General features: G+C 56.2%; 17 protein-coding genes and 1 pseudogene. 10 read left to right on the forward strand and 8 right to left on the reverse strand.

The window, feature by feature from the left end; genetic code table 11:
• Positions 1–572: 572 nt before the first annotated feature.
• Genes AC2FIT_RS22085 through AC2FIT_RS22095 form a run of 3 tightly spaced genes read left to right on the forward strand, consistent with a single transcriptional unit; the run spans position 573 to position 2,796 of the window.
• Entirely contained in the window at positions 573–1,244 is a 672-nt protein-coding gene (locus AC2FIT_RS22085; protein WP_496832519.1) for a cupin domain-containing protein, read from the forward strand.
• Positions 1,241–2,236, forward strand: coding sequence for a flavin monoamine oxidase family protein (locus AC2FIT_RS22090; RefSeq protein WP_496832521.1), 996 nt, complete (start codon positions 1,241–1,243; stop codon positions 2,234–2,236). Before AC2FIT_RS22085 ends, AC2FIT_RS22090 begins: the two co-directional genes overlap by 4 nt.
• A complete protein-coding gene (locus AC2FIT_RS22095; protein ID WP_496832523.1) occupies positions 2,233–2,796 on the forward strand; it encodes a TetR/AcrR family transcriptional regulator in 564 nt (187 codons plus the stop codon). Before AC2FIT_RS22090 ends, AC2FIT_RS22095 begins: the two co-directional genes overlap by 4 nt.
• Positions 2,797–2,953: 157 nt before the next feature.
• Here AC2FIT_RS22095 and AC2FIT_RS22100 read toward each other — a convergent pair whose 3' ends face one another.
• The gene (locus tag AC2FIT_RS22100; RefSeq protein WP_496832525.1) at positions 2,954–3,163 is read right to left on the reverse strand and encodes a hypothetical protein; all 210 of its coding nucleotides are present in this window, start codon (positions 3,161–3,163) and stop codon (positions 2,954–2,956) included.
• 200 nt (positions 3,164–3,363) lie between these two features.
• Here AC2FIT_RS22100 and AC2FIT_RS22105 point away from each other — a divergent pair, with 200 nt between their 5' ends.
• The 3 genes and pseudogenes from AC2FIT_RS22105 (at position 3,364) to AC2FIT_RS22115 (ending at position 6,460) form a co-directional block, all read left to right on the forward strand.
• A complete protein-coding gene (locus AC2FIT_RS22105) occupies positions 3,364–5,148 on the forward strand; it encodes an amidohydrolase (protein ID WP_496832527.1) in 1,785 nt (594 codons plus the stop codon).
• A 472-nt stretch (positions 5,149–5,620) separates the two neighbouring features.
• Positions 5,621–6,007 (forward strand): annotated as a pseudogene (locus AC2FIT_RS22110) (serine hydrolase); the annotation flags it as partial.
• 153 nt (positions 6,008–6,160) lie between these two features.
• Positions 6,161–6,460, forward strand: a complete 300-nt coding sequence (locus tag AC2FIT_RS22115; protein WP_496832529.1) for a hypothetical protein — start codon at positions 6,161–6,163, stop codon at positions 6,458–6,460.
• Between the two features lie 172 nt (positions 6,461–6,632).
• On the opposite strand, the gene AC2FIT_RS22120 is transcribed toward AC2FIT_RS22115, so the two are convergent.
• Positions 6,633–7,664 (reverse strand): AraC family transcriptional regulator, encoded by a 1,032-nt coding sequence (locus AC2FIT_RS22120; protein ID WP_496832531.1) that lies wholly within the window; start codon positions 7,662–7,664, stop codon positions 6,633–6,635.
• Positions 7,665–7,812: 148 nt separating this feature from the next.
• Here AC2FIT_RS22120 and AC2FIT_RS22125 point away from each other — a divergent pair, with 148 nt between their 5' ends.
• Complete coding sequence (locus AC2FIT_RS22125) at positions 7,813–9,711, forward strand: DUF3604 domain-containing protein (protein WP_496832532.1); 1,899 nt, start codon at positions 7,813–7,815, stop codon at positions 9,709–9,711.
• Between the two features lie 715 nt (positions 9,712–10,426).
• On the opposite strand, the gene AC2FIT_RS22130 is transcribed toward AC2FIT_RS22125, so the two are convergent.
• The 5 genes from AC2FIT_RS22130 to AC2FIT_RS22150 all read right to left on the reverse strand — a co-directional run bounded on the left by AC2FIT_RS22130 (position 10,427) and on the right by AC2FIT_RS22150 (position 16,806).
• A complete protein-coding gene (locus tag AC2FIT_RS22130; protein ID WP_496832548.1) occupies positions 10,427–12,079 on the reverse strand; it encodes an adenylate/guanylate cyclase domain-containing protein in 1,653 nt (550 codons plus the stop codon).
• 423 nt (positions 12,080–12,502) lie between these two features.
• Complete coding sequence (locus AC2FIT_RS22135) at positions 12,503–14,299, reverse strand: adenylate/guanylate cyclase domain-containing protein (RefSeq protein ID WP_496832534.1); 1,797 nt, start codon at positions 14,297–14,299, stop codon at positions 12,503–12,505.
• A gap of 336 nt (positions 14,300–14,635) precedes the next feature.
• Positions 14,636–16,330, reverse strand: a complete 1,695-nt coding sequence (locus AC2FIT_RS22140; protein WP_496832536.1) for an adenylate/guanylate cyclase domain-containing protein — start codon at positions 16,328–16,330, stop codon at positions 14,636–14,638.
• Positions 16,327–16,560: a hypothetical protein gene (locus tag AC2FIT_RS22145; protein WP_496832537.1), complete on the reverse strand. Its 234-nt coding sequence runs from the start codon at positions 16,558–16,560 to the stop codon at positions 16,327–16,329. Before AC2FIT_RS22145 ends, AC2FIT_RS22140 begins: the two co-directional genes overlap by 4 nt.
• Before the next feature lie 12 nt (positions 16,561–16,572).
• Positions 16,573–16,806, reverse strand: a complete 234-nt coding sequence (locus tag AC2FIT_RS22150) for a GFA family protein (RefSeq protein ID WP_496832539.1) — start codon at positions 16,804–16,806, stop codon at positions 16,573–16,575.
• A 215-nt stretch (positions 16,807–17,021) separates the two neighbouring features.
• On the opposite strand from AC2FIT_RS22150, the gene AC2FIT_RS22155 reads away from it, so the two are divergent.
• The gene (locus AC2FIT_RS22155) at positions 17,022–17,519 is read left to right on the forward strand and encodes a DUF6714 family protein (RefSeq protein WP_496832541.1); all 498 of its coding nucleotides are present in this window, start codon (positions 17,022–17,024) and stop codon (positions 17,517–17,519) included.
• 72 nt (positions 17,520–17,591) lie between these two features.
• Positions 17,592–17,819: a hypothetical protein gene (locus AC2FIT_RS22160; RefSeq protein ID WP_496832543.1), complete on the forward strand. Its 228-nt coding sequence runs from the start codon at positions 17,592–17,594 to the stop codon at positions 17,817–17,819.
• An 84-nt stretch (positions 17,820–17,903) separates the two neighbouring features.
• On the opposite strand, the gene AC2FIT_RS22165 is transcribed toward AC2FIT_RS22160, so the two are convergent.
• Complete coding sequence (locus AC2FIT_RS22165) at positions 17,904–18,737, reverse strand: CE1 family esterase (RefSeq protein ID WP_496832545.1); 834 nt, start codon at positions 18,735–18,737, stop codon at positions 17,904–17,906.
• A gap of 289 nt (positions 18,738–19,026) precedes the next feature.
• Between AC2FIT_RS22165 and AC2FIT_RS22170 the strand changes: the two genes are divergently transcribed.
• Positions 19,027–19,938, forward strand: coding sequence for a homocysteine S-methyltransferase family protein (locus tag AC2FIT_RS22170; protein ID WP_496832547.1), 912 nt, complete (start codon positions 19,027–19,029; stop codon positions 19,936–19,938).
• Positions 19,939–20,180 lie beyond the last annotated feature (242 nt).

Raw genomic sequence — 20,180 nt, forward strand, 5'->3', positions numbered from 1 at the left:
CGTAACGATGCCCACCTTTGGCCCGCCAATGGGCACGCGGCCGCCAAGCGCAGAAAGTGGCGCGTCAATGATCGACTAGACAACCCATAGTCGGTACGCGTTTTTAACCATGCTTACGCTCATTTTTTCCGTCGCCACATCGGTCATAGCCCCTGTCGAGTTTGCTGCGGATTGCACCAACGGCCGCTTTTCTTGCTGCGATGCAGCCGATGGTTTCGCTCAACTGAGCTGCTGCATCTGCGAGCATCGGTCCCAGACCATGTCTGCATTGGGCTCGACTCGGTCATCTGAGCGTTTCTGTCAGGTGACTGAAAAGATACGCTTAGCCGACGTTGACGCCGAAATTTTCGAAACACGTACCTCGAAAGACTGCTTTGTGCAGGAGCGGACGGTGGCGAAAAATGAGGCTATGTCCGAGTCGCGGGACAAATTCGCCATGCGCTGCGGTTCAACCAATGGTTCACGAACGCGTGATCACTGTTGCGATAGTGACGTCGAGAAACAACTTACCTATCAGTAGGTAAGTAGAGCCAATTTGCACAGACACAGTGACACTGGAAGGAGACCAAACCATGCGCGTGAACGCCAACTTCAATGAACGTACCCTTGTACATTTTGAAGAGAACGATTGGGTTGCATCCCCGATGCCCGGAGTTGAGCGCAAGATGCTTGACAGAATTGGAGAGGAAGTAGCTCGTGCCACCACCATCGTCCGTTTCGCGCCTGGCAGCGCTTTTTCTGCCCACACGCATGACGGCGGCGAAGAATACCTTGTGCTCGACGGTACTTTTCAGGACGAGGACGGTGATTTTCCAACTGGTTCCTACGTGCGGAACCCGCCGACCTCGTCTCATACACCTGCAGCACAGGACGGCGCGACAATTCTGGTAAAGCTCCACCAATTCGATGCTAGCGACCGCAATCAGGTCCAGATCGACAGCGGCAAGGCAAGCTGGATTGAAGCAGCAGATGGTGTCTCCAGGTTGCCCCTTCACACAGATGTACGTGAAACTGTAGCGATGGAACACTGGGATGCAGGTACAGTACGCTCTATAGATGCCTCAGGCGGGCTTGAGGTCTTTGTGATTGATGGGAGCCTAAACGAGGGTGGCGATACCCTGTCCCGCTGGGATTGGTTACGGCTACCCGTCGGGGCGAGTTTCGAGGCGACCGCTGGCGCTAACGGGGCGCGAGTCTGGATCAAGACCGGCCACCTTAGTCACGTCGCAGAGAGCGCAGCGTGAAGCCAAACGCAAAGATTGTCATCGTAGGCGCAGGGTTGTCCGGCCTCGCTTTGGCGCATGCGCTGAAGCTTGAAGGGCGCAACGTGCTTTTGCTGGAGGCGCGCGACCGTGTAGGCGGTCGCATTCTCTCACAGGGCGGCTATGACCTCGGCCCTGCTTGGATTTGGCCGCACAACCACCGCATGCTGGCCCTCGTAGACAAGCTTGGGCTGCAAACATTTCCACAATACAGCGATGGAAGATTGGCGTTCGAGGATACTCAGGGAAACGTGCGTCGTGACTTCGATTTCGCCCCCATGGGTGACGCGCTTCGCGTTTCAGGCGGACTCGCTCAGATAACCGACGCCCTCGCCCAAAAGCTTGGTGATGCGCTGTGTCTTAGCCACCCAGTTCAGCGTGTGATCGAAGAAGACGAATTCGTGACATTGAGTGGAAACGGGTTTTCATTGCGCGCCGACTTCGTTGTTTTGGCGTTGCCCCCGCGCCTCGCTGCACAGATGGGTGTGGTCGTTCCAGATGTTCCAACGTGGATGGCCGGGCATGCCAAACTCGTAGCTGTTTACGACACCCCATTCTGGCGCGACGCGGGTCTGAATGGCGACGCAATCTCTCATCAAGGTCCGCTGGCTGAAATCCATGACGCGTCACCCATGGACGGCACCGAGGGTGCTCTGTTCGGCTTTGCAATGCCCGGCACGGCCCGACAATCCGGGTTCGAAGCGCAAGCGCTGGCGCAACTGGTCCGCCTTTTTGGCCCCAAAGCAGCCGAGCCGCGCGGTGTAATCGTCAAGGATTGGAGCGCCGACAAGGCTACCGCCACGTCTGCCGACCTCAAGCCGCTTAAAGCCCATCCTATGTATAGTACACTAACTCCTACTCAGCGGGTGATTTTTGCAGGAACTGAAACCGCACCGTCGCACGGTGGTTTCCTCGAAGGCGCTCTTGAAGCCATGGATGCAGCGCGGATGGAATTGTCGAGGGTGATGGTATGACATCAGAAGAGAAAATCCTTGCCGCCGCCGAGGCGCGGGTCCGCACTGGCGGCTACAACGGCTTTTCGTTCCGAGACCTTGCACGCGACGCAGGGCTGACCAGCGCAGGCGTACATCATTACTTCCCGACCAAAGCCGACTTGGTCGCTCGACTGGCCAGAAATTACACGTCCCGTTTCCTTCACGCACTGGATGATTGCCCGTCTGACGCGCGTGTCGAGCGCCTACGCGAGCTTTTCACGGAAAGCTTGCGCCAGGACGGAAAGATGTGCCTTTGTGGACTTCTCGCAGCTGAAAGCGGAGGTCTGCCTGAACCGGTCGCGGAGGCGGCAAAAACGTTCTTTGCAGCATTGGTCGATCGGCTTGTCAGCGCATTTCCGGACAGCGACGATCCGCTTTCTGACGCACTAGCAGTGCTCGCGACGCTGGAAGGCGCTGCACTACTTGCGACTGTGCAGGGTGACCCGGACGTCTTCGAAAAAGCAACATCCGCTTTGGGCTCAGACCTGCCGTTCCGTCGCCTTTCGTCTAACGACCGCATCAAACGGCCGAATGTCTGAGAATCGAGTCACACCGCCGAAAACGGCGAAGTTTCTGCGTTTCGGGAATGGCTGCTTCCAGAGCGTGGTCTAAGTTGGTCCCGCTGCGCCACCACATGACCGCTCTGAGCCCAGACCTACAGTTGCTGCGCCCCGTTCGAACTGGCAAAAGGCGCGGTCAGCGGACGCAGCCCATGATGGCAGTGGTCGACTTCGATCGTTCTACCATCAGTCCGCCGCTGCATTGCAGCTTCAACGAAGCGGTCGCTGGCGCGCCCTGCAGCGTGATAGGCTGGGCGACCGACCGCACGGCGGACGAGGCCGCCATTGGCTGCAACTCAACGGCGACAAGTCGTATGAACGACTGCTCCGCGAACCAAACTGGCATACTCTCTTCATGGCGCTGATCACAGAGGGCCCGAAAGAACTTCCTTTTGACCTCATGAGATGTCAATTTCACAGGAGGCGAAGGACATATGATTGGCCTTCTTAAAATGACTTTTGGAGAGGGTCATGACGAAACATGAACTATATGGATGCCCATGTTGCAGCGGCACGTTTGGTGGATTGTTTGCCGTAAACGATACCGTGCGTGATCTGAAAGAGCAGGCTGCCAGCGGGAGCGGGTGGTCCTGTAATTGGGGTATCGACTGGGCAAGTCTTGGCCGAAGGGACTTTCTGAAGAGTGGGGCGGCTGCGGCAAGTCTCGCTGCCCTCTTGCCTAAAGAGGGACAAGCGCAGACTGCATCGACCGAGACCACAACCATTTTCACCAACGCCAACGTGCTCACTGTTGATGATGATTTCTCCGAAGCCCAAGCCGTCGCTATTCGTGGCAACCGTATTCTCGCGGTGGGTACCGATGGGGAGGTGCGTGCCGTCGCAGGGGAGGATGCCTCTGTGATCGATCTGGAAGGCAAGACGGTTCTGCCGGGTTTCATCGATGCGCACACCCACGTCGTGTCCGGATCAGTCGTTGACGCCATCATGGAATACGTTGGCATGGCACGCTACACGACAGTGGACGAAGTGCTGCAGCACATCGCAATGCGGGTGGCGGAAACGCCCGCGGGCGAATGGCTCGTTTTCCGCAACTTCGACCCCGCTGTGCAGGACGGTGTCGATGCCCTGACCTTTGCCGATCTCGACCCGATTTCGACCGAGCACCCGATCTTTGTTCTGAATGCTTCCGGTCACCTTGCATACGCGAACTCCAAGGCGTTCGAAGTCTCTGGCGTGACCAACGATGTCGAGAACCCACCGGGTGGCGAATTCGTGCGGGACGCCGATGGTAATCTGACCGGAACGATTAAGAATAATGTGGCCTTCCTGAAAATTGCCGAAAACTACCCGGCAATGATGGAGGTAAACCCGGTCGATGGCCTGATAGGGCTGCTCGACAAGTGGGCGCAATACGGGCTGACTACAGTGTCTGAACTCAGTCTTGGCGCTCTTGCGCAGTCACCAGCTGACGCACAGGTCATGGCAGCGGCCGCTCAATCTGGCCAGATGAAAGCGCGCATCCGCGCATACCCCTTTTATACCCTTGGAGCAGAGACTTGGGACCAAGCCGGTGTCATGCAAGGCGACGGGAACGCTCTTGCGCGCATCGCGGGTTACAAGCTGGTCGCCGACGGCTCTAATCAGGGTTTCACGGGTTTGCAGCGTGAGCCGTATTTAAACAGCGACGACCGCGGACTTGCATATATGGCGCCTGAAGAACTTACAGCCGCTGCACTGGAGCGCGCGGAAAAAGGCTGGCATCTCGCGATTCACGGCAATGGCGATGCGGCGATTGATAACATTCTCGATACCTGTCAGGCGCTCGCGGACGCCGGATTAGACATGTCGCGCGTGCGCCCGCGGATCGAGCATTGCTCCATACTGCACGACGAACAGATCGCGCGAATGAAAGAACTTGGCGTATCGGCTAGCTTTCTGATTGGCCACGTTCATTACTGGGGAGTTGCTATGCGCGATGAGGTCTTCGGTGAGGAGAAGGCGCAATTGCTCGATCGGTGCCGCAGCGCAGAAGAGGCCGGGGTTGGCTTTACACTGCACTCTGACTTCATGGTCACCGATCCGGACCCGCTGCACATGATCGAGATGGCTGTGACGCGCCGCACTTGGAAGGAGTCGGACTATGTTCTTGCGCCGCAGGAGACCATCTCGGTCGAATCTGCGATCCGCGCCATGACATCCGAAGCGGCCTGGCAACTCTTCTCAGACCACGAAGTCGGGAGCCTCGAGCGGGGTAAGCTGGCAGACATGGTGATCCTCGAGCAGGATCCGCGCGACGTGCGACCAGACGAGATCAAGAACATCAAAGTCCTTGAGACATGGATGGACGGACGTCAGGTCTACGCTGCCTGATTGGACGAGGAGAGATACCGGTTGAGACCAACAAGAAATCTGTTAGCAGGCCTGTGTTTGACCATGGTCACCACTGTATCTGGATGGGCAGAGGAAACGCCCTTCTCGGTCCAGCAAGCCTTCGACGGATACGCTGCGGAAGAGGCACGCGACTGGGTCAGCGATTTTCAGCCTTTCTGATGCTCTTGCTGCCGGGCGCCCCGCCCTCTGGTTCGGCACCATTGGATCACAGGTTTTTCCGACAGCGCTCATCTCCAGCCGCCATCCGGCCAGCGAATTCCAGATCTGGGAGAGGGATGCGGTCGCCCAGATTTCGGCTGAAACTGCCTTTGGGACTCTTACCCTGGAGGAGTTCGTCACCCACCCAGAGAGTGGTAAGCGCGGTGTATTGATCGTGCATGAAGGAGAGATCGTCTATGAGGCCTACCCTTGCATGTTGTAGACCAACTCCCATGTCAGGGCGTCCTCTTCAAAAGTGTTCGCCGGCCTGATGATCGACAAACTGATCGAAGAAGGGCTAATCGAGGAAGACGCGCCAATCGGGAGCTATGTCGACGAATTCGTGGGCAGCGCATGGGAGAACATCCCGGTTGTCGATGTTCTCGACATGTCGACGGGTTTGAATCCCATCGATGGCCCGGCCTACTGCGCGGACCCGACCAATATCTCGGCACGCCTGCTAACCGCAGAGATGGGCGATTCAGACGAGTCCATGCTCGATGTTCTCCTTGATGCAGAGCCGGTCGCCGAGTCTGGTAGCGGTTTCGCAAACTCATCCACGGCCACACAGGCACTCGTTCTCCTGGCCGAGGCTGCAAGCGGCGAGCCATGGGCGCAGGTCTTTGACACCCGCATCTAGTCGCACGTTCGGTCTGACGCTCCAGTGCAGGTTCACCTGACGCCTGAGGGTATTGCAGTCGCCCATGGTTTTATATCGATCGGTCTGCGCGATCTTGCCCGCTAGGGGACACTGTTCACCCCCAGCCAGGATCAGGCGACGGTCGCCGAGGTCGTGACATCCGAAATTCTCGAATGCACGCAGTCCGCGCAACGCACAGCGGAGTGGTATCGCAACGGTCCGTCCGCCGAAAAGTTTATGGAGCGTCTCGGAGACGACAGCGTGGGCGGGGCTGGTCGCCAGTGGGACGCCATTTGGGAAGACGGCGATTTCTTCAAGAGCGGTGTCAACACGCAAGGCATCTATGTTTCGCCTGATCGCGATCTGGTCATCGTGTATTTCGCAGTAGACCCGACACAGCAGTTCCGGAGGTATCTAGGGCCTTTGGCTATTTCTGGACTTTTTGGGGGATAGGCCGCGGGATCGTCGCAAATTCTAGAAAGCCCACACCTTTCACTCGCTGGCAGTATTGGCCGCATCGGGCTCTGGGCCGTCATCCGATGGTTTCGCTCAGGCATTCTGACGAACTAGGCTGTTGATCGACCGCCTCGCGGACCAAGCCGCCTGATGCGTGCGCGGCACACCGTCACAATTCTCCAGGAGCCGGCTGTTCGGCGGAGGATTTCCGGAAGTCGGTTGGAGAGACACCGGTCCACGATTTGAAGGCGCGGCGAAAACTCTTCGGTTCCCGATATCCTAACTGCTCCCCGATCTTCTCGACGGGTAGGTTCGTGTCGGCCAGGAGCACGCAAGCCTTACACTCGATGAATCGGTTGCGTATCGCGCGAAAAGAGGTGTTTTCGTTTCTTAGGGCGCGCCGCAGCGTCCTGGGTTCGACGCCGAGCAGCTTGGCTATGTTTTTCGCTGTCGCCGATCCAGTTGCGGGACTCATCTCCATGAGAGCCATGACCGCATCTTCCATCGTACGCATGGGCTCAATACCCATAAGTTCTTTCACGTCCTTGAACGCCAGCGAGACGCTCGGGGAGCGGATATCTGGATTACCCACCGAGAGATCGCTGCAGCGGATTGCGACCGCAGGCGCATCGCCATAGCGAATTTCCGCACCCAAGAGTGCTTCGAGTTCGACCCTGTCCTTTTTTACATCGTGGGGCAGTTCAACCCAATCGGGCCGCCAGTCCTGACCAAGGAAGTGCCTTGCAACATTACAAATAAGAGGCAAGGTGCCCTCGTCGAGATGCCGGTGGCCAAGCACGGACAAATCTTCGGATACGCGACCGATCAAAAGGTGCTGTTCAGTTCTGGTAATAAAGATCTCCAAGCCGGGATGGGTGAGTATTAATGCGCGTCGGCCACGATCCAAGGCCTCCGCCAAGTTGGGCGCGCTCAATACGAACTCCGCGTAAGCGCCATATCGTCTGCAGTCAAAATCCCGGCCGACGCGTGCGCCCAAATGCCTGTCGCCGATAGCCCTGGCCACCGTCTCGAGCAAAGCAGCTTCGGCTGCATAGGGGACGAAACCGGAATCTACTGACTGAAGGTTTCGGTCGATATTGATTGCCTGCAGGGCCGCATCGACGATGGCCGGGGTTGCGTGTCGGTCGAGAAGCTCAATGACATGGGAGAATTCGATGATGTTAACGAACTTATAACGCATGTCGAGATTTTGTCCGAAAATGACCGTTCCTGCAATCCTGCAAGTTGATAACCTCCAAGAGATGATGAGGTTAACCCTCCACACGTCCGTCAGGCTGTTCGTCAGCGGGAGGAATAGAAATTTGATGAGACTTGGCAAACATCTCTGGATGACCGGCATTGCGGCATGCTCGGTCACATATTCAGCGTCATCCTACGCGCAGGAGCTTGTCGGCATGGCGCCCGACCCGGACGTCGAGTACTCGCCCTACCTGCAGCATGACTACCCGGACCAGGTGCTCTTCGGCGACACGCACCTGCACACCTCCTATTCAGCCGATGCAGGGCTTATGGCAGCGACCACGACGCCGGACGATGCCTATCGTTTCGCCAAGGGAGAAACGGTGATCTCTTCAAACGGAATCCCTGCGCGGCTTGCCCGACCACTCGACTGGCTCGTTGTCGCCGACCATGCAGAGAACCTCGGGCTCGTCATCGCGCTCGACGAGCAAAGCGCCTTGCTGGAGGGGAACGAGTGGGCCGAAGGCCTCGCCGAAGTCTTTGCGCCGCGCGACGCCGCCGCGATGGCCCAGTCCTATCTCTACTGGACCGGCGGCTTCGATCCCGAGGCGGCCGCGAGTGGCGACCCGTTGGCCGGAACCGGACTCGAGGCGTCGATGTGGCAGCGCATCACGGAGGCGGCCGAGCGTCACAACACACCGGGTGCCTTTACCGCGTTTATCGGCTACGAATGCTCTGCGGGTCCGGGCGGAAACAACCTGCACCGCAACGTGATCTTCCGGGACGGCAAGGATCTGGCCGATCAGGTCGTGCCATTCTCCTCCTACGACAGCGAGGACCCGGAGGATCTCTGGGACTGGATGGAGAACTACGAAACCGAGACCGGCGGTCAGGTGCTGGCGATCCCGCACAACGGGAATCTCTCGAATGGCCTGATGTTCGATGACGTGGCGATGTCGGGCGAGACCCTTTCGGCAGACTACGCCGCGAGCCGCATGCGCTGGGAGCCGGTCTACGAGGTCACCCAGATGAAGGGCGACGGCGAGGCGCATCCGATGCTCTCGCCCGACGACGCATTCGCCGACTACGGCACCTGGGACTTGGGCAGCTTCGGTGTCAAACTCAAGACACCCGAGATGTTGCCGCGGGAATACGCGCGGGAAGCCTACAAGCGTGGTCTGGCCTACGACTCGGAACTGGGCGCCAACCCGTTCAAGTTCGGCATGGTCGGTTCGACAGATTCGCATACGGGCCTCGCCACCACGACCGAGGACAACTTTTTCGGAAAGATCACGTTGACGGAGCCAACGGCCGATCCGATCCGCTTCGAGGAACTGGTCACCGGCCGGGCGACGCCGGACGATCCGTCCGACGATATTACCCACGCGCAGGTGCTTGCCTCCGGCCTCGCCGCCGTGTGGTCGAAAGAGAACACCCGCGAGGCGATCTGGGATGCGCTGGCCCGAAAGGAGGTCTATGCCACGACGGGGACACGCCTGCGCGTCCGCGTCTTCGCAGGGTCCTCTTTCTCGGAGGAGGACCTCGCACGGTCGGATTTCGCCGCCCATGGCTATGCAAACGGCGTCCCGATGGGCGGGGATTTGACGGGCCTCGGCAGCGACGACGTGCCCGGCCTGCTGATCCGCGCGCTGCGCGATCCCGACGGTGCCAATCTCGACCGCGTGCAGGTGATCAAGGGCTGGGTCGATGCCGAAGGCGCGACGCAGGAACGGGTCTACGATGTGGCCTGCGCCGATGGCCGGGAGATCCTCGATAGTGCCTGTGACGGTGCGGTGGGCAATACGGTCGACGTGGCCAGCGCAACCTTTACGAACGCGATCGGAGACCCTTTCCTGGAGACTTACTGGCGGGATCCGGATTTCGACCCGTCGCAGCGCGCCTTCTACTACGTGCGCGTCCTGGAAATTCCGACGCCACGCTGGACGACTTACGATGTCGCCTTCTTCGGGGTCGACCTGCCGGACGCGGTGTCACCAACCCACCAGGAACGCGCCTATACCTCGCCCATCTGGTTCACGCCGGGATAGCGCAGGAAGTTTGCACTCTCGCGCAAGGCCAAAGGCGACTTCGGGCTCGCTGCCGCCACCCGAGTTTTTCGGATGATTATTTCCTGCTAGAAAGGCCGCTTTCGAGCCTACCCTATGCTCTCGTTTGCGCCTGCAGCAAACCATTAACTGCCGCTTCGCTCGATATGAGACACGGTCGCGAACCGCAGACACCAGTCGGTCATCAAACGAAGCCGACCGGCAGCAGTGTCCCGCAACTCGGTCATAAGCCGCTCCGACTTTGCTGCAGCTACAACGAACTGCAGCTTTTCTTTCTGCGACGCAGCTGATGCCTCTGGTCGATTGGGTTGCTGCATCTGCGAGCGTCAGCGCCGGATCTTGTCTGCTGTGGGCTCAACGCAGTCACCTGACGGATTTACTCAGATGACCGATTAGCGGCTTTGAGCGGACATTCACCCCTGAAAACTCGGAGTTTCGAACAGAAACGACCGCTCGCACCAAAAGCGGTCGCTCTCCCAAATCTTGGCTACGACCGGCTTGCGGACAGATCTGCCAGTCGATCTGAATGTGTCAAAGGCAGCAAACGGCCCTTAACCGACATTCAGCACGGCATTGAAATTCTGCGGGCGCAGCCAGCATTCCGGACTTTCGCCGCGTCTGCAAAATCTCAGGTTGGCCGAACTTACACTAGGCGGACGAAGCCGCCGGATTGGATCACATGTTAGGTTTTGCTTTCTCAGATTGGAAGGCCTGCTTTCAGCCATCCATCCCGCCACTGCCCCGAGCATGCGGGAACGCTGAATATGGGGAGTCTCGTTTGCTCTTTAATGTCGAGATCCGGACGAAGTTCCTTCAGTTCAGCTACCGCAGCCCTTGCTGACTCCAGGTCTCCGTTTTGAGCCAAGGATGCGATGAGCATGAGATGCGTAATCACGAATTTTGCCCTAATGGCCAAGGCGTTTCGGTTGGCTTGTACGGCTTCACCATAGCGGCCAAGTTGGAAAAATGAGGAGGCTTGCCCGACATATGCTGCGTGTCGCAATGGATCTTTCGGACTGAGATTGATCGAGTGTGTCGCGTGTTCCAGAGCTTCTTCGGGTCTGTCGAGAAAATTCAGATTGATGCCAGCAAGCATGTGAACGATCGCAGCGTTCGGATTTTCAGCTAGTGCTTGTTTAAAAACTGCGCGAGCTCGCGGCAAGTCTTGTGCAAGCATAGAGATCGAGTGTGCGGCGTAAGCCAACGCAATTCCATCCGCGCGATCACTTAACAATACACGTTCTGCTGCGGCCACGGCTGCCTTCGGCCCTTCGTCAATCGGTTTCAGTCCCTGCACCATCCTTTGGATATGCAACCACGCAAGTAATCCAGCTGCCGACGAATAATCAGGATCGCGCTCCAACGCCAGACGCGTAAGGCGAATGGCCTCACGGTTGTCTTCGTCCGTCAACAGGTGAAAATGTGACTGGGCCCGGAGATAAAGTTCATACGCATCGAGGTTTTCTGTCGGTTTTTCCCGAGCGCGGACCGTCTCGGCATGGCGAACGGACGGTTCGATCGCCGTGACAACTTCCTGTGTGACCTGATCTTGAAGGTCAAAAACATCGTCCAGCAACCCATCGAAACGATCGGCCCAAAGATGACTGCCATTCTCTGCATCAATTAACTGTCCTGTTATCCGAAGACGCTGGCCTGCGCGCCTCACCGACCCCTCCAGCACATATCTCACGCCGAGCGCCTGCCCGACTTCGCGAATGTCGGTGCTCTTACCTTTAAACGTAAAAGATGAGTTTCGCGCCACGACCATCAACCAACGAAATCGAGACAACTCTGTTATGATGTCCTCGGTAATTCCGTCGGCGAAAAACTCTTGCTCCGGGTCGCCCGACATATTGTCAAACGGCAGCACAGCAATACCGGGTTTCTCAGCTTTGACGGTTGGACTTGTAACCGCCGAACCGACAGGCCAATGCCACACACCAACTGGGCGTGCAATGTTCTTCAACTCAGTCTGCTGACCGCCAGAGAACGAGGCGGCGGCGTTCCTGTCCAGGCTGTTATGTGCTGTGTCAGAAAGCAATATCTGCCCCGGTTCCGCTATTGCCTCGAGACGGGCAGCTATGTTGATACCGTCACCGAATATGTCATCACCTTCCGAAACGACTTCACCGGTATGTATGCCGATGCGGATTTGGATTTCCTGTGGTCGGTCAGCAATCTGAACAGCAATCGCGCATTCTGTTGCGGCTGATGCAGAGCGAAACTCAACAATCCATCCGTCGCCCATGCTTTTGATCAGTCGCCCATCATGGGCTGCCAAAGCGGGTATTAGATGATCCTCACGGAAAGCCTTAAGCGCTTTGAGTGTTCCGTCCCTATCCTGATCCATCAACGCCGAGTATCCGGCGACATCAGCCGCCAGCACCGCAGCAAGCCTCTTTTCCATAGTTCTCTCCCCGCTTGTTGGAAGCTAGCCTGCAGAGAGAGCACTGTCAGCCAGATAATCAGAGCAAGGAGGTCCTATCAGGAAAGCGCAACCGCTTTGGGCTCCTTGTCGCCATTTTATCGTTCGCAGCATGTTCGCCCGACAGGTCGCTCATCCCGACACGAACGGCCCTTAGCTGCTGTATTTGGGGCCGATTTTCTACGACTCAACTTTCCGAAAGCGAACTTCTGAGAAGCGTTGCGGAAAATGTCGGTTAGGGCGACGCAACCGTCACGGAAATTACCAAGATTGGATAGGGACCTTTGAATAGCCAGAAGACCAGATCTCCTAGGAAATCGGAGCATTAGCAGACCGATATGCCCTATCTCAACACGACACCCGTACAAACTTCACTGGTGTGTCAAACCCAGACAAGCTTGCTTCGTCCCATATCAACTCGCGCTGCGGGACTGAATCCAGCAATTCTGTTTGTGCCAATTCCTGTGACAAAACTATCTCTCCACCTTCCGCTTTCGATTGAAGACGCGCGGCCAGATTTACTGTGCTTCCAAAGAAATCCAGTCCCTGGTCTGAGCGCATGGCAACACAAGTCCCCTCGTGGATGCCAATCTTGAGTTTCAGATCAGGGTCGTTATTCAGTGCATTGAACTCGGAAATCTCGCGCTGGACGTCAATTGCAGCCTGAAACGCTGCTTCACCGTCAGAGAACGCGGCCATAACTGCATCACCGATAGTTTTCACCACGATGCCACCGTGTTTTCGCACGCACTTTTCCATGACCTCGAAATGCGAAACCACAAGCGCATATGCTGACGCATCGCCAATGGATTCATAAAGCGCAGTAGACTTCTCAAGATCAGAAAACAGGATAGCAACCTGACCAATCCCCGCCGTCTGTTTAGCCCCGAGTAATTGATCAGGACAGAAATCGCGGAAAGCTGGCAAAGTGGCAAGCCTGCCGATCGTCAGCCTATTCTTGCTGAACTTGGCGTTTTCCACCACGATTGTCCGTAGCTCTGACCCATCATTGCGGACCGACATTGTGTGGCCAGACCGTGTCGGATCACTTTGAACGGTATCGCCCGTCAGCGTCACACCAACCCAGGACGTACCATCGTAATCCGCAACAATTTCACCACCTGCCTCAACCGTCCGAATGCGGTATTGCCCCGCTGGCACAGCCAGTTCTTTTTCAAGGGCCTGGTTCGGCGCAACTGCTTCCTGCCACTTGATGTGTGGCACATTAGCAGGAGCCATCATGCAGAAGCTTCCGCGTGGCAATGTCCGGAGCCATGCAGACGGGCTAAACACCAATTCGACATTGTTCACGAAATCCCGGTCAAAATCGACATTGCACGACGAACAGTGCGCCGCGTCCGGAACATCGGCGAGGTTTTCCGCATCGGCTTTTCCATCGCGGCATCGCGGGCAAAGGATGACCCACCGCATGCTGAGGACGCCTGCCTTATGGGCAGCAATGCAGGTTTCGATCATTTGTTGTTCAGGCACACCCCAAGCGCTTGCCAGTTTCAATGGACGAATGCGGCGCAAAGAATGTGGATCAGCTTTCAACAGGAAGTTGCTTAGCGCACCGGTCAATCCGTGACCAAACGGGCCTTGGTCGATCTCCTCCATCGCCTCCGCCAAACGCTGCTTGGCCCGTCCGGATACTTTATGCAACTCGCCCCGCGGGACCGGCAGACGCAGGTTCTCGTACTCGGCCATGGTCTGGCGCATGGCTTTGACCGGCTGCTGCGTCATCCAGTGAAGGACACCGAGGCGAATAAGAGCGGTCCCGAGCAAACTGCTCCATCGCGCAAGAAAGATACCTTTGACGGTGGTTTTCCCATCGTTTTCATCGAAATGGACATGGACCGTCAGCTCATTAAAGGGACCAGTTTCAAACAGGCGGGTTTGGCTGAAATACTTTTGGACAGCCCATTCCCCCATTCTCTCTCGCCATCTAAGCTTAATCAGACCAATTTTCTTGTACGCTGCGCGTTCGATTGATCCATCTGCCGTAACCACATCTTCAGCTTCATATGGAGAGAACCCGGCACTGCTGATGGCGTGCATACGCTGTGAGTCGGACAACAAGGTCCAGACCTCATCAACTGGTCTGTCGAATGTCAGTATGTGCTCGATCTCGAGTGTTTTTTCCATTCCCGCGCCTATGAGCGACATGCCAAAACATTTTGGTCAACGGATCCGCCGATACAAATGGCTTCCGCAGAGAAAGTGCCAACCATGGCGCTTTCAAGCAAGCATGAACTGCGCGCCAGTTGAGTTTGCGTTCTAACCGGAGATTACGTTTATGAGGTTAATCGAGACGCATGAAGTGCTGAATCTGATCGGAGCAATTGCCGATATTCCGAATTGCGCGCTTTCGCTGCCCGCTAATCCAAAACTAGGTTTACGATCATTCGCGCATCTCGTGGAGTTGGAAGACGATCATCGCATCCAGTTTAAAATGCTTGTGGCACTAACTCGGGCGAACTTCTATTCGGGCAGCCCCACCGCGCGAAGCCCATCCAGGATTGCGTCCCACCGTGTGAGATCCTGAAAATGGAACCGGCGCACGCCACTAACCCGGAAGTCCGGATCTGATGTCAAAAGGGCTTCCCGCGCCCTTGCCCCTTGATCATGTAGACCAGCCTGACCCGCTGCGCTGGCAAGATACAATTGCGCGACCGGCAGCCCCGGCGAGTTTTGCAGTGCTCGGTTGGCGTTGGCGATCGCCTTCTCGAAGTCGCCCATAACCATATAAGTCTGGGCCAACGCTTGTTGGACACGGTGATGTACCCGGTTTTTCGCCAGAGAAAACGAGCCCTTTTTGATTGACTTAAGCGCTAACTCTGGTTGGCCCATCAAGTTCTGAATCCAGCCCAATACCAAATGGCCCTGCGCAAATTGCGGATTGATTTCGAACCCACGTTCAACACACCGCACCGCCGCATCCAAATCGCCGGTGATACCGTAATGAAAAATCCCCCGGATCAGGTGCACGTAGTCGCTTTGATCATTCAACGACACCGCCTTGCTCAGCCCGGCGTCGGCGGCTTCGATATCTTCCGGGCTTATCGGACGGTAACCCCATACTAATTCGCCGATCAACGTGTTCGCCTTCATCCCAACGGCCATGAAATTGCGTGGCTGGACCGTCAGGATCCTGTCCAACAGACGACCCGCCGCCTCCCATTCTTCGGGCTGCGATCCCATCATGTATTGCCCCGCAAGATTCAGCATTGCCTCGGGGTCGCTTGTCTCAGTCTCGGCTGCGTGCTCAGCAATTCGTTGCAGAATTCCGTATCGGATCGTTGTCGCGATTTCCCCTGACAACAGATCTTCTGCCGCGAAAGGGTCGGAAAGATCACCGCTCATCCGCTGGGTCAGGTAGGTTGCTGACGTGCTCGTTTCGCGCAACTTAAGTGTTGCGCGGACCTGGTTGCCGGAGGCCTGAAACACCGCCGTGGCGATATGGTCCGGGTCCGCGTCGGGGGCGATCAGATCCAAACCCGTCAGATTGGCCAGCGCCGCCTCCACAGTATGATTGCAGGCTTCGGCCAGCATCTTTGCATCGTCATTGCTGCCAAGAGCTTCGAATGCGGCGAGAGCTATCGTTGGTTTTTTGGATGTAACCCCGATGGACGGTGTGGTGGCATTGTGCAGTGCACCACCTTGGTCGGGAGGCCAGACAAGGCCGCGGATCGGGCGCAAGATGTTTTTCAGCGTTAATTCACCGACATCAGCGAACAGCTCGTTCATTACGCCAACGATCTGGTCACGGACGGCAGCGCAGATGCAGATTCCGTCCGTCGGGGCAGCGCCTTCTAAGCGAGCTGCAAGATTCACACCGTCACCATAGATATCACCATCATCAACAACCACATCGCCTATGTGAAGGCCCATGCGGTAACTGATATGCCGATCCTGAGGCGTGGATTCTTCCTCTGCGCGAACGGCTTCTTGTGCAGATATCGCGAAGCGAACCACTTCCACTACACTAGAAAACTCGGCCAGAAATCCGTCGCCCGTTGACTTGATGATCTTACCACCTGCCTGCGCAACACCGGGATCAAACACGGACACGCGCAGTTCTTTCTGACGGGCCAGCGTGGCTTCCTCGGCGGCTTCCACAAGCCGCGAGAAGCCGACAATGTCAGCCGCCAAGATCGAAGTGAGTTTGCGTTTCACCCTTGGGCTCGTATGTTCAAGGAAATCCAACTGGTCTTAGCCGGTTCAGCCACAGCAACCCCATCCCCACCGAATGATGTCGGGACCGTCTGCCATTTCGGCAGGCCATCGGCCATGTCGAAAACACGCTCTCCGTAGAAGATGTGAAAGGCCGGCTCGAAGCTCAAACCGGATTCGGCCAGCGACATTGTGTAGACCGCGACGATGTCCTTTCCGGGTTTGATATTCACCAATGCGCGCCCTCATCTACCACAGGAAACACGATGGCTTTCATCATTCTTGTCCGATTGAACCGTCGGTCCTGACAACGAGACATTGTCTGCCGACCAGAGGCACCAGGCATTGACCGGCGCCGAATGCCATTTTCTGCAAGAGTGGCAATGACAATAAGCCATGACCATCGGCTCGCCAGTGACACATACGCTACATGCGCCGCAATAGCAGTGTCCCTGGTAGTTTTCAGATTCGTCACTCATCGTCTTTTCCCAAATGGATCACGGGCGCTCTTTGAAACACACTAGAGACACCCCGCTTCCTCAGTACATTTCTACACATACATCCCAATTGTGCTGCCCCAAAATGGCTTCTTCGTCTCCTATGCTGAACTTCGAACGATATCCTGAAAGAGCCTCTGTCCGGTGTCCATCGCAATCACTCGATTTCGGGATTTCAGCCAGTTTAATATGTCACCATGCCAAAGCTAACGACAACAACGGAAGATCTTGCAACCCAGATCATTGCTGCATTTGACGGCCTTGATCCACCTGCTGATGATGAACTTCTTCACCCCGAATGTATGGATGACGTGGATATTCTTGAATTCTATGGCGGGGTCAAATGGCATGAGTTGACCGATCAAATGATCGTACACGGTTACGCTGCCCCCACGGCTTTCAGCCCCAAAGCCTTTCAGTACTACTTGCCCGCGTATCTGATTTGGACTCTGCGAAATTCAGGCAGCCCGGAATATGCCGGTGAAAGTATTCTGCTGGCACTTAACCCCGGCACATCGAAAGAAATGCTGCACGAGTTCAGGAAGTCCAAGTTCAACCAATTAACGCCTGCACAGAACGAGGCCGTGTTGAGATTTTTGTACTATTTCGGCGACCATCCTTCTCTCGGTGAGTTTGCGGAAGCCGCCCTGGTCAATTACTGGCTTGACCAGGGCGTGCGGTCACCGGATCGATGATTTTTGCGTATTTGATGTGGCTCTTCGCAGCGCTTTTTGTCGTAACCGGTTTGCCGTTGGCATTGACTGAGGATGAGCAATGGCAACGACTATGGGGGGGGATCCAGTGCGTTGTCACTTGGCCTTTTTGCAGTATCGATGGCAGCCGATGGTTTGATTAGAGGCCAGATAAGATTTCATTTTTCGATTATTCGTCGCTCCAGCCAGCCGCGTTTGTTCTTCAGCGCAATCGCATTGGTGCTCGCCGCCGGCACCGGTGTCATTATTGCTGCTGTCTGGGCAATTTTCTTTAAGGATTAGTTGGATTTACCCAGCACGGTGTGTCTCAGAGCCAACGGGCTAGTTTTGGCTGAACTGACACGACCGTTGTGATTTCGTGGTTCATCAGTTTTCCATGCTTTCGAACCAGTCGAGCGCCATCGCACCCCATTCTTTTGGGTAGCTGTGCCCACCGTCGTGCAAAAAGAGTTCAAGACTACCGTGTTCGCATTCCCACCGTTTGCGCCAGAGATTGGCTGTCACTTCGTTTTCTGCCGCGTTGTGTTGGCATTCGTTAGTTCGGCGCCACAACGCAAGACCCTCCCAGATATCGGCTTGGGTAATGGTGACATCAAATTCTTCATTGTGTATTGATCTGCCCTCTAGCGGCACAACTTTGTCAGTGAAACCGTGTGTGTGAAGCATGTGAACTGGCCCGAGGCATTCTTGGGTCATTGGGAGCCAGAAGCCACCGGAAGCAGGGGCATAGCCACACGCCAGATCTGGTGCGAGGCACGCAACTTCCCACACCATGGAACCGCCTCGTGAGAACCCTGTCAGCAACACCTGGTCCGGATTTACGTCTGCACGGATCACGACATCCGCCAACACGTCACGGAGAAATCTCAAATCAGAGCGGGGATAGGTAATCCACCCATCCCGAACCGACCAATCAGCGGGATTGCCTTCCTGCCATGGCAGTGCGGTCGGCGCCACAAACGCATAACCCCTCGCGGTGAATGCTTCGACGAACTGCTTGTTTTTGAGTACCTTTGCTCCGGACCCACCATAGCCATGCAAGTGTATCACGACTGGCCCGCCCCGCCATACATCTGGAAGGGTGATATGGTACTCACCAGCGTCAATTTTGCAGGGTTTGGATACTTCGCCGCAATCAAGCGCAATGGCCTGTCCCGAAATCAGAAACATGGACAATGCAGTTGTTACTTTTTCGAGCATATCTGGTCCTCACCTAATGTCTGACCGTACCATATTACGGAAAGGATTTTTTCGAGACGGCGTTGGTGCAGAATTCAACTATTGATGACGGCCCAAACCGAACATTGGCCGTGGCTTGATGAAGCTGCTGTGCAGCCCTCCAAAGGAGACTTTCGCTGCGGGTGAGAGGTGTCCTGAAAAATGAGTTCATACTGTCGGAATACACCCTGTCGCCGTCCTAAGGTTCACAGGAGGCCCAAGACAAAGTAGGTTTCTTGTGAAGAGGTAACGGCAATAGGCGTGGATCAAAATGGCGCGACAGTTCCCATTCGAAGGTGACAAGACCTTTCTGGTTTATGCCGGCACCGGCACCGACCTGATATTCAATCATGGAGTTGAGTTACCTGGCTTCGCGTCGTTTCCATTGCTGGAAGAACCTGACACCAGGGTAATACTGGCCGGTCAAATGCAGGCACTTGTCGATCTGGCCCGTGAAATGAATGTCGGATGCATCCTTGATGCGCCCACATGGATGGCGAACGCCGACCGGGCAGCGCCCTTGGGGTACGATGCAGAACGGCTCGCCGAAGTAAACAAAGATGCGGTCAGTCTAATGGAAGACCTGCGCCAAGCTTCCGCTCGCAATGATATACTGGTGTCGGCATGCATCGGTCCGCGTTATGATCCTTACGCCGACATCCCGCCGGTACCCGTCGAAGATGCACGTCAATACCACGCCGCTCAAATGCAAAGCCTGAAAGACACAAGCGTCGATCTGGTCACCGCTTATACATTCAACCGTCCCAGCGAGGCAGCGGGATGCATCCTCGCCGCCCGAGACGCTGATCTGCCAATCATAATGTCTCTGGTTGTTGAGACAGACGGGCGCCTGGCAGACGGAACCAAACTTGTGGACGTAATTGATCAGATCGACGGGGCAACCGACTCCGCGGCGCTGTTTTTCATGGTCAACTGCGCTCATCCGACCCATTTCGCCGGAGCGCTTGGCAACCACCCCCGACTTAGAGGCCTGGTGGCTAACGCTTCGAGTTGCTCGCATGCGGAACTTGACGAAGCGGATGAGCTGGACGAAGGCGATCCAATTGAACTTGGTAAACAGATTGCCTCGATTGCGCGGCAGAATCCGTCGATTCAAGTATTTGGAGGGTGCTGCGGTACGGACATGCGCCACCTGAAATCGATGGTCGGCGAATTGGCGTAGCCAACTTGGTTCAACCTACACGTCAACGCTGAAATCTCTGGGGATAACCATCAGACTTCTTGGAGGTCTGCTTTTCCCATTCCAGTATAGAACCCTCGCGGCTGTAGCGAATGGCCGGTTTTCGCCCAAAGTACCGAATGCTACGCTTGAACCTGAGGTCTGCGTTGGGCTCGACTCGGTCATCTGAGTCATTTTCTCAGGTGACTGGTTTGGCCCGAGTAGCCGACATTCACAGTAAATTT

It is taken from the genome of Ruegeria sp. YTSA135, from assembly GCF_059610165.1.